The organism is Desulfobacter curvatus DSM 3379 (genome assembly GCF_000373985.1).
In the GTDB taxonomy this organism is placed as follows: domain Bacteria; phylum Desulfobacterota; class Desulfobacteria; order Desulfobacterales; family Desulfobacteraceae; genus Desulfobacter; species Desulfobacter curvatus.
In genome coordinates this window covers 21,666-32,117 of sequence record NZ_KB893093.1, presented here as the reverse complement: position 1 = coordinate 32,117, position 10,452 = coordinate 21,666, and the positions used below count along the sequence as shown (strand labels likewise).

Annotated in this window: 8 protein-coding genes; 6 read left to right on the top strand and 2 right to left on the bottom strand. The window is 45.9% G+C overall.

The annotated features are described in order from the left end of the window. Nucleotides 1-479: 479 nt before the first annotated feature. Complete coding sequence (locus B147_RS0121245; protein WP_020589222.1) at nucleotides 480-2,852, bottom strand: flagellar assembly protein A; 2,373 nt, start codon at nucleotides 2,850-2,852, stop codon at nucleotides 480-482. A 172-nt stretch (nucleotides 2,853-3,024) separates the two neighbouring features. Next, nucleotides 3,025-3,795: a response regulator gene (locus B147_RS30625; RefSeq protein WP_020589221.1), complete on the bottom strand. Its 771-nt coding sequence runs from the start codon at nucleotides 3,793-3,795 to the stop codon at nucleotides 3,025-3,027. Nucleotides 3,796-4,238: 443 nt separating this feature from the next. Here B147_RS30625 and B147_RS0121235 point away from each other — a divergent pair, with 443 nt between their 5' ends. From B147_RS0121235 to B147_RS0121210, 6 genes are read left to right on the top strand one after another with little or no spacing between them, the layout of a single operon-like run. Next, nucleotides 4,239-5,048, top strand: a complete 810-nt coding sequence (locus tag B147_RS0121235; RefSeq protein WP_020589220.1) for a PAS domain-containing protein — start codon at nucleotides 4,239-4,241, stop codon at nucleotides 5,046-5,048. After that, nucleotides 5,045-5,422, top strand: a complete 378-nt coding sequence (locus B147_RS0121230) for an STAS domain-containing protein (protein WP_020589219.1) — start codon at nucleotides 5,045-5,047, stop codon at nucleotides 5,420-5,422. The genes B147_RS0121235 and B147_RS0121230 overlap by 4 nt, the downstream gene beginning before the upstream one ends. Before the next feature lie 26 nt (nucleotides 5,423-5,448). Next, complete coding sequence (locus tag B147_RS0121225; protein ID WP_020589218.1) at nucleotides 5,449-5,871, top strand: anti-sigma regulatory factor; 423 nt, start codon at nucleotides 5,449-5,451, stop codon at nucleotides 5,869-5,871. Between the two features lie 3 nt (nucleotides 5,872-5,874). Next, complete coding sequence (locus tag B147_RS0121220; protein WP_020589217.1) at nucleotides 5,875-6,474, top strand: SpoIIE family protein phosphatase; 600 nt, start codon at nucleotides 5,875-5,877, stop codon at nucleotides 6,472-6,474. Next, complete coding sequence (locus B147_RS29150) at nucleotides 6,471-9,323, top strand: response regulator (RefSeq protein WP_020589216.1); 2,853 nt, start codon at nucleotides 6,471-6,473, stop codon at nucleotides 9,321-9,323. The genes B147_RS0121220 and B147_RS29150 overlap by 4 nt, the downstream gene beginning before the upstream one ends. A 10-nt stretch (nucleotides 9,324-9,333) precedes the next feature. After that, on the top strand, nucleotides 9,334-10,449 hold the full coding sequence (locus tag B147_RS0121210; protein ID WP_020589215.1) for a response regulator: 1,116 nt from the start codon (nucleotides 9,334-9,336) through the stop codon (nucleotides 10,447-10,449). Nucleotides 10,450-10,452: the final 3 nt, after the last annotated feature.

Sequence of the window (10,452 nt, the reverse complement as noted above, 5' to 3'; positions counted from 1 at the left end):
GGTTTTTTCCTTGACTTATCCTGGAACGAAGTTACAAATTTTTGGGGGTAAGGGTAAAAATACAATGTATGAGACGACAATTACCGATCCTAAAATCCATTTAATGTGGTTTAACAGGCGTCAATTACAATGAAGGATTGAGTCAGTCTGCTAAATGTAAAGATCGTAACAAAAACGGAACAGAATTTATGCACTCAAAAAGCATTTATTGATATAAAAAAACCGGACAAGATAATTGACGCGAACCGGACAAAGTAATTGACATTTGATAGCTTAAGGGATACACCGAGCTTTTACAGGAGTCCCGGGACCAGGCCATAAGCGTACTACATTGGCGCTGCATAAAAATTTAGAAAGATAAGTAGCAGATGCAATCTATCGGATCGCACCTGCTGTTTTTTTTATCGGTAAGATACGAAAAAATCTACTGCCAGTGAATTGTTCCCCGGGCTGTAAGTGGAAGTCCAAGGGAGGTGGACTTAATCAATCTCCAATACATAATAGAGAATACCGCCTTCATCCCGGCTCTTTTCCCTGATAAGACATCGCGAAAAGGACTTCTCCAGGATTTTATACGAATGGGGCGCTTTAATTTTTGACTTGGATTGAATCTGTATTGATATGGACAGCGTAGGTATGGGTTCGGATTTGTTAGAAATCTGTTCCAAATATTCCAGTTCTTCGACAAGTTGTTTGTTTGAGTTTTCCAACGCCTCAATTTCAATCTCTTTTTTTGAAATATCATGATGTATCTGGTCCTGGCGTTCAAACCATTCGTTAATTTTTTCCCCTGCATTTTTCGCTTTTTTTTCAAGTTTACGAATCGTATCTGAGATGTTTTTTACTGCAGCGGCATCTTTTGTTCCGTCTAAAGCAGACCTTTTTTTCTTAAGTTCCCGAATTTCTATCTGGGCACGATCCTGGATATGTGCATTTCCGGTTATGGTTCCGTGAAGCCACTTGTCCACCTCTTTCATCTGACTGATTTCCGATGAAAGCTCTTTAATCATGCTCCTGTTCATTGAAAGCTTGGATTTTATCTTATCGCCCAAGCGGATTAAATGTTCATCCACCCCAACAGTCAGAACAGATGGCGCTGCAGATTCATTTCCCACTATTCCGGCTTTAATCCCACGCTTTGCTGACACGGTCGAGTTGAGAATGGCTCCCCTTTCATTATTGCAGGCCCCGCTCAGATAAATGGTAGAATCAACAATCTCTTTTTGAACCGTCAAATCTCCAAACGAATTTATGGTTGAGTTGTGAATGTATTTGGCCTGGATGTTCCCCTTTACATTAATCAGCTTTGTATCCATAATGCCCATTGAAACGTTCAAATCCCCTGACAAGTCGACCTGGGCACCACAAATTTCCTTGGCTGTGAGCGAAACGCACTTGACCTTAAACCCTTCTTTAACCGTGCCCGGAACAATAACATTGCCATTGAAGTCAATGTTGCCGGTTTCAAATCCGACATCACCTTCTATCTTGAATTCCTTATTGACCGAGACAACCCCCGTAACATCCAGATGGGGTTCACCCCGGGTGGTTGAAAAAATTTCAGTCTTTTCTTCGTTAAACCGGGTGCCCGGGCCTGCGGAAAAACCCGGATCCACAGGCTCTGTCACAGGTATCTCCATGCCTTTAACATCCAGGCCGGGTTTCCCCGGCTCAGGAAGGATCTTGGAGGCCAACAGAATCGCCTCTTCCACATAAGGAACGTCTCCCCTGTCCCTGAAATCTATGCTTCCATCCGGATTCAGTCTACCTGCGCGCTTGAAATTAGTGGGGAAATAGTAATGAATTTCTCCCTGTTTTGGTGGAACGGACTCTTTTCCTTCAGCGATAAGCAGCTTTTCTCCTTTTCTGGCATCTCCGTAAAGCCATTCTTCAATGGCCGAGTCTTCTACGATGCCGAAAATAATCCCGTTTTTGTGGAGAAGCCGCTCTACCATGTAAACCGTCACCGTTTCCGGGGCGTCTTTTCCAAGCCGGATATAAGCCCTTATCCTATTATCTGAAAATTCAATTGTAAAATATCCTAGGACATCCTGCTGTTTTTCGTCCGAAACACGCTCTGATTCAAGATTGGCCCGCCAAACCAAGACATTCAAAAACTCCGGGGTCAGCAGGCCGGCAAGGGATTCGTATTCAGAGACATCAATGATGTCATCCGATTGACCGGTATGGGGTGTCAAAGCGTCGAAGAGATCTTTTTCTGAAAGCGTAAATGCCTCGGACGGATCTCTTTTTGAAAGAATGGTTAAAAAAATGTCACTGACACGTTCTTTTAAATCATCAAAGGCCTGTCTGAAGCCCAATGAATTAAAACTGATATTTTCTTTTTCCAAAAGGGTTTTAAGCTCTGGCCCGCGTTCTAATTCATCGTCCCCGAAAATGCTTTTGAGCCTGGATTCCAGAACTCTGATTTCCTTTTCCTTTTGTTGAATCTGGTCCGCATACTGCGTCTCTTTTTTTCTCAAATTACCGGCGATCTGAAACAGCTGCTTATTCTGACGCCTGATGGTTTTCTGCAGGTTTTTTATTTTTCTGCCGGCCTCGTATTCATCATGCCGCAGTCTGACCTGAACAAATAGGTCTTCATCCGTAAACGGCAGGGGCAGACATGCATTAATCCCCGCAGAATTTATTGCATTAACAAAAGAGGGCAGCGCGGAGGGTTCCGCCACCAGGAGTCGCTGGGTTTCCGGAGAAATTTCTTTAGCCTTTGCCAGAATGGTCTTTTGTCCTTGTTCTATTTCAACATATCCTTCAATAATCAGAAAATATGGAGAGGCGGACTCCTGGGCCAGGTGTTGCAGGCCATCAACGGGAGATGCAAAACAATCCACCCGAAATCCTTTTTCCGATAAAAGCCCGGTTTTATTTTCAAGTATCCCTTGGGGGTCAATTATCAGGATTTTATTTTTCTGTTGTTTGATTTCGATGGTAAACGCCCCTTTGCCTTAGGAACACGAAAAAAAGTTCCCTCCTTTTTCAGAGTCCCTTAACTGTAAAATATAATTATACTTTGTGGTTCGGTTCGCTCTCTGTGGGCATAAAAAACCCGTTACGCGCGGCAAGATCCTTAAATTTTAGAAAAACATCTTTCATCACAGCCCGGTAGCATAATACGATCCTGTCTTTTTCAAACATCTGGTGATCCCCAAGCAATTTTTCTATCTGCTCAAAATAATCTGCCTCATCACTCCTTTTTTCCAATCGTTTTTTTAACTGAAGGATCTGTTTTTCTTTTTGAACAATCACCCGTTTATGTGCAGCCGCTTTTTGTTTAAGTTCCTGGCTTAAATTATACAGGCGGGTATTTTGTTGTTTAGCCAACGCAAACAGGTTCCGGTTCTCAATGATCAATTCGTAATATTGCAATCCTGACTTGATCATCTCCAATAAATCATCATTGTCCCAGGGTTTTGTAATAAACCGGTGAACAGCACCGCGATTCACCGCATCTGAAATCGCATTGATATCCGCATAGCCGGTGATCAGAAATCGGACAGTGTCCGGGGTGACGGCCCTGGCCTTCTCCAGAAACTGAGTGCCGTCCATTCCCGGCATCCTCTGATCCGAAAGTATCATGGAGAGCTGATCCTTTGATTGTTGAATGAAATCCAGCGCCTGGGGACCGGAAGCCGCGTAAAAAGACCGGGCGCCAATCTTTTTAATCAGACGTTCAAGTGCTTTCCCGATTTTTTCCTCATCATCAACGATCAGAATTGTATGATTAAACCCCTTGGTCATCTGGCTCCCATGGATAATGGCATTAGAATCATTCATTCGGATAATTTTTCGTGAAATTTATTACCTGCGGATAAGTCTAAGCCATTTTAGATTTTTTCTCAAGAGACTAAAGCCCAACGTTGCAAAAATGGGGATTTTTGCCTCAAAACATCCAAGATTGCAGCTGTATAGACTACCGCAAAACCTTACTCAGGATCTAATCCCTTGTGAAATCGTGTTTATAATATTGAAAGATTCAGAGCCGAATGTTATGAAAAGAATATTGGTGTTACGAAAATCGTCAGATTTTATAATCTATTCTTTTTATTAAACTATGGTCAACTTCATGTTTGAGCGCAAAAGGAAGAGCTGTTCATTTAGACTGTACCAATGGGGGCTCTTTGGGGTTTCCTTTTTTCTGCTTTGGATGTCGGTAATCCTTTTTCCATATACCATGGGGCAGCAGGAACATCAAACAATAACCTAAGGAGATACATCTGATGAATAATCCGGATATTGATCAAATTGATGGTGACTTGGCGGTCGACATCCTTCAACAGATCCCGACCCCGATTATGGCCGTTAACCGTGACATGATGGTCATTTTTGTAAATAAAACGGGACTTAAGATGCTCGGCAAATCCTGGAGTGAAGTGAAGGGGTTGCCATGCCGTGATGTTTTTCAATCCCGCCATTGCGGCACTGAGGAGTGCCGTATGAGACAGGTGATGGAAGGGGGACAGGCCTTTACCACCCGCAATGAAATGAAAGTCAACGACAGATATATTCCCATTGAATACACGGCAGCGGCCATGAAGGATGATGACGGAAATATTGTGGGCGGCCTGGAATATATCCTTGATATTACTGAGCGGGTCAGACAGGAAAAGAAGCTCAAAGAGCAGAGCCGGACCATCATGGAGATTTCAACACCTGCCATCAAACTTTGGGACAGGGTGGTGATTCTTCCGGTGGTAGGGGTGGTGGACTCCCTGCGGGCCCAGCAAATGATGAATACCATGCTCACCAAAATCATGGAAACTGCGGCAAAGGTGATCATCCTGGATATCCAGGGGGTGGCGGCCGTTGATACGGCTGTGGCCAATCATCTGATTAAAATCGCCAAAGCCACGAAATTGATGGGATGCCGCTGCATCATCTCAGGCATTTCCCCTGCGGTTGCCGAAACACTTGTTCAACTGGGGATTGAACTTGGGGATATCGCCACCAATTCAACGCTTCAGGATGCACTTTCAGATGCCTTCAGGCTGATGGGGTTAGAGGTAAAACAAAAAGGTTCGAATGAATGAATGAAGAATCGAACGAATCCGGTTCAGCTGTTCATCAGGTGAACAACTGCCTGATTGCATCTTTCAACAGGCACTCGGATGAAACCAGCATTTCCAGGACAGGAAAAGTGCTTTTAAAGCAGCTGGCAAAAAACCGGGCCAAAGGCGTGATCATTGACCTGTCTGACGTAACGATTCTTAGTTCAAACGAATTTGCCATCCTGAAAAATGTGGCCAGGTCCGTTGCCATGATGGGTACGACCCCGGTATTTTCCGGGTTTCAACCAGGGGTTGCGGCTTCATTAGTGGATCTGGATACCGGTTTTGATGATATCATGACCGCGCGAAATATAGATGACGCAGTTGAACTGTTAGCCAAACTTATGTTGGATTAAATAGTGCCGGAAAGGTCCAAAATCAGATGACAGATGCCATACATTCTATAGATGAACAGATGACCTTTGATTTGTATGAGCCCTCGGACAATGCCCAGGTCGTTTACAGTGCCAGAAAAATTTTAGCCGGAATGAATTTTGGAGAGACAGCACAGTATCTGATTGCATCAGCGGTTTCAGAATTATCCACCAATATTATCCGGTATGCCCAAAAGGGGAAAATTACCTTAAGCGTAATTCACAGGGGTGACAAGACAGGGTTTGAAGTCAATGCCCAGGATCAGGGTCCCGGCATCGCTGATATGGACATAGCCATGAAAGAAAACTACAGTTCCGGAAACGGACTTGGACTCGGCCTGCCCAGTGTTAAACGGATTATGGATGAATTTCAGATTCAATCGACCCCCGGTGTCGGCACCCGGATAACAGCAATAAAATGGATGGATTAATTGATGAGACCAAGCGGGCAGAGCATCGATTTTCATATTGAAAAAAAAGCATTGACCGGGGAGCCGGACGAATGTGGTGACATAGGCTTTATCAAAACGTACGACAATTTTTGTTTCCTGGCCCTGGTGGATGTGCTCGGGCATGGAAAGCCTGCGGCACAAGTGGCGCTGCTTTCAAAAGATTACCTGGCCCAAAATTATACAAAGCAGTTAACCGATATTATCAACGGTCTGCATGGGTGTTTAAGGGGAACCCGGGGCGCAGTGGTTGCTGCCTGCAGACTGGATATAGATACCGGGATTCTTCAATATTCAGGTATGGGTAATATTCATCTGCGGTTATTCGGCACAAGACAGGAAACCCTTGTTACAAAAGACGGAATTGTCGGCTACATGATACCCTCCCCGGTCCAGGCCCAGACCCGCCTGCTGCCCGGAGATATTCTGGTCATGACCTCTGACGGGATAAAGGAACATTTTGATTTGAATGCCTATCCGGGCATCACCACGGGCCAGGCAAGGGACATCTGCAACAAATTCATCACCTGCCTTGGGAAAGGATCTGATGATCTATCATGCATTGCACTGAGGTTCGGGATATGATTGAACTTGCAAAATTCTCATTGGATACGAAATCGGGGTTAAAGGAAACCGGGTTGAAACTTTACAAAATGTCAACCTGGTTGGGGTTTGATGATATTCAGGCAGCCAAATTCGCAACTGTTTTTACAGAGTTGCTCTCTTTGGAAAATGCGCAGAAAAATAAAAAGGCAAATGCCGCAATAATACTGGAACGTCAGGAATACGGGCATGCCATACACGTCAGGATAGAACCGTTTGATTATCTGAAAAAACCTTTAGCAACAAACTATTTCAACCATAGTGACGTATCCGAAACAAACCCAAAAGAGTTCTGCTTCACCGGAGTAAAAGAACTGCCGGATCCGGACTTTTCTCTGTCTGAATCCCTGATTGAAAAGACCCGGGAGATGCTGGGCCAACCGCTTAAGGAAGAGCTGCTCAATGATTTGTTAAAAAAGAATCAGGAACTGAAAACAGCCCATCAAAAAACTCAAATGGCCACCCAGGAACTTAAGGCGCAGGTGGAAGAGCTTGCCAAAGCAAAACGCGCCATGCTCAACATCATGGACGATCTTGATGAAGCAAAAAAGCAGGCTGAATCGGCGACCCGGGCCAAAAGTGATTTTCTGGCCAATATGAGCCACGAGATCAGAACACCGATGAACGCTATCATCGGCATGACGCACCTGGCGCTTAAAACCGAACTGACCCCCAAACAGACAGATTATTTAAACAAAATTGACGGGGCCGCCAATGCCCTTCTAGGACTTATCAATGATATCCTGGATTTCTCCAAAATAGAGGCAGGCAAACTGGATATGGAATCGGTGGATTTTTCAATTGATTCCATCATGTCACAAGCTTCGGATCTGGCGGCTGTCAAGACATCGGAAAAGGGGTTGGAGCTGCTTGTCAGAATTGCCCCGGATTTGCCGAAGATGCTGACGGGCGACCCATTTCGCCTGAAACAGATTCTGGTGAACCTGGCCGGTAATGCCGTTAAATTCACGGAAAAAGGAGAAGTGGTTATGACATGCCGTATAGCCGAACAGGATGAAAAAAGCGTTCTGCTTAAATTTTCCGTTAAAGACACCGGCATCGGCATGACAGAAGAGCAGCAACGCAATTTGTTCCGGGCGTTTTCCCAGGCAGATACATCCATGACCCGCAAGTACGGAGGAACAGGCCTTGGACTGACCATTTCAAAACGGCTGGCTGAAATGATGGGCGGCACCATTGGCGCCTCGTCCGAATACGGGAAAGGCTCAACCTTCTTTTTTACGGCACGATTTGGGATTGCCGACAGCAATGTGATGTGCCAACAGGTTGAAACCGGTGATCTGCTCCACCAAATGAGGATCCTGGTGGTTGACGATAGTGCCACTGCCCGGGAGATCTTTGAATCCTATTTAGGCGCCATGGGATTCAGGACGGTCAGTGCATCCAATGGCCCCACCGCCATCGACCTGATTAAACGTGCTTCGGGTACGGATCCGTTTCAAGTGATCCTCATTGATTGGCAGATGCCGGGCATGGACGGCGTGGAGACCGCCCGAGGAATCATTACACTACCCGGTCTTGAGCCCAAACCCAAGATTATTATGGCAACCGCCTATGATCGTAATGAAGCAACTGAGCAATCAAAGGGGGTGAATTTAAACGGCATTATTGTAAAACCTGTGACCCCGTCCGTGCTGTTTGATGCCATCATGGTTGCCTTTGGCCGCCGGGTTCATGCCAAATCACGACAAAACCAGCCCTATCACGAAGACATTGAACATATCCGCGGTGCCCGGATTCTTCTGGTGGAAGATAATGAGATCAACCAGGAAATTGCTGTGGAAATTTTGCAGGGCGCCGGTTTGATTGTGGACGTTGCCGATAATGGAAAAGAAGGTGCTCAGGCTGCCCTTGAAAAAAAGTATGATCTGGTTTTAATGGATATCCAAATGCCGGTGATGGGCGGCATGGAGGCAACAAAAAAAATCCGGGAAGTAAAAGCTGCCGAAACACTTCCCATTATTGCCATGACCGCACACGCCATGTCCGGAGACCGGGAAAAAAGCCTTAAAGTTGGCATGCAGGAGCATGTGACCAAACCCATCAATCCGCCGGAGTTGTTCAAGGCCTTGGTCCAGTGGATAAAACCCGGAAAAAGAGAAGGCGCCTCCAATGTTCCGGCTTTGGATCAACCCGGCGCCCAAGCCGGAACAAACGCGTCTGTTGAATTACCGCACTCGCTGCCCGGCATTGACATGGCCCAGGGATTAGGCAGGATCAATAATAACAAAAAACTATATAAAAACCTGCTGTTGAAGGTCAAAAGGGACTATGCAGATGCTGCCGAACAACTCTTATTTCTGATAGAAAGCAGCGCCTTTGAAGAAGCCATGCGTCTGGCGCACTCCATCAAAGGTGTTGCCGGGAATCTGGGGGCTAAAAAACTTCAGGCCGCTGCACAGGTTGTTGAAGCCAAACTGAAACATGCGCCAAACCAGGTACTGCCGGGCAAAGAAGAGCTGGAACAATTTGCCTGGGAAATGGCCGTGATTCAGGGGGGACTTGCCGTGCTTACAGAAGAGGAAACGCCATTGGATGCCCCATCCCAAATTGCGGACACCACTGAATTGATTCAATGTATTGAAGAACTAATTCCATTTTTAAAAAAACGTCAGGCCAAACAGGTGAAACTCAGTGTAACGAAAATTAATGCACTTGGATGGCCCGGGGATTTTTTAAACGACATCCAGGATATCAACAAACTTGCCGGCCGCTATAAATACAAAGAAATGTTGCCTATTGCCGAAACTGTTCGCGAAAAACTTCACCTCCCGGCCGAAAAAACGCCTAAAGGCACACAAAAAAAATAGGAGAAAGATAATGGAAGAAATCAGACCATCTACCATCCTGGTGGTGGATGATACCGAGACCAATATTGATATATTGATAGAGACACTGGGGGACGATTACGACATCCAGGTGGCACTGGACGGGGAATCCGCTCTGGAAAACGTGGCGGAAGACAAGCCAGATCTTATCCTGCTTGACATCATGATGCCCGGCATGGACGGCTATGAGGTGTGCAAACGCCTGAAAGACGATCCTTTGACCCATGATATCCCTGTTATCTTTTTAACGGCCATGGCCGAAGAGCAAAACGAAGCCAAAGGGCTGGCATTAGGGGCGGTGGATTACGTGACCAAACCCTTTTCGCCCGAGCTTGTCAAGGCCCGGGTCTCAAACCAGTTGGAACTGAAAAAACACCAGGACCATCTCCAGGAGCTGGTGGCGTTGAGAACAAAGGAGTTGGCCTTAACCCAGGAAGTTACCATATACAGTCTCGCCAATCTGGCCGAAACCCGGGATCCTGAGACCGGTGGACATATCCTGAGAACCCAGCGGTATGTTCGCGCCCTTGCACGCCGGCTTCAAAAAGTGCCATCGTTTGAAAAACGGTTGACCGACGAAGTGATTGACCTGCTCTACAAATCAGCCCCGCTCCATGATATCGGCAAAGTCGGGGTAGCCGACAGCATCCTGCTCAAGCCCGGCAAACTCACCGATGAAGAATTTGCAGAGATGAAAAATCATACGGTATACGGCAGAAATGCCCTTAAAATTGCAGAAGAAAAATTGGGAAAGAACTCATTCATGGAATATGCCCGGAGAATCGCCTACACCCATCATGAGAAATGGGACGGCTCCGGTTATCCCAACAGTCTTAAAGGAGAGGAAATCCCTGTTTCCGGCCGACTGATGGCCATTGCAGACGTTTACGACGCCCTGATTTCCAAACGGATCTATAAACCGCCCTTCAGCCATGTCAAAGCCATAGATATTATAAAAAAAGACAGTGGTACCCATTTTGATCCGGTGATGGTTGAAAATCTTTTGATGATTGAAGACGAATTCTTACGAATCGCCTCTTTTCTGGCAGACTCCCAGGAGGAAAAACAGGCCCTTACCGGGGAAAAAGATATGACAACGGATAAATGACCG

Excerpts from the sequence above, each read along its gene's own strand:
- B147_RS0121220 (WP_020589217.1), top strand. The coding sequence starts at position 5,875 with ATGAGACCAAGCGGGCAGAGCATCGATTTTCATATTGAAAAAAAAGCA.
- B147_RS0121225 (WP_020589218.1), top strand. The coding sequence starts at position 5,449 with ATGACAGATGCCATACATTCTATAGATGAACAGATGACCTTTGATTTG.
- B147_RS0121230 (WP_020589219.1), top strand. The coding sequence starts at position 5,045 with ATGAATGAAGAATCGAACGAATCCGGTTCAGCTGTTCATCAGGTGAAC.
- B147_RS0121210 (WP_020589215.1), top strand. The coding sequence starts at position 9,334 with ATGGAAGAAATCAGACCATCTACCATCCTGGTGGTGGATGATACCGAG.
- B147_RS30625 (WP_020589221.1), bottom strand. The coding sequence starts at position 3,795 with ATGAATGATTCTAATGCCATTATCCATGGGAGCCAGATGACCAAGGGG.
- B147_RS0121235 (WP_020589220.1), top strand. The coding sequence starts at position 4,239 with ATGAATAATCCGGATATTGATCAAATTGATGGTGACTTGGCGGTCGAC.
- B147_RS29150 (WP_020589216.1), top strand. The coding sequence starts at position 6,471 with ATGATTGAACTTGCAAAATTCTCATTGGATACGAAATCGGGGTTAAAG.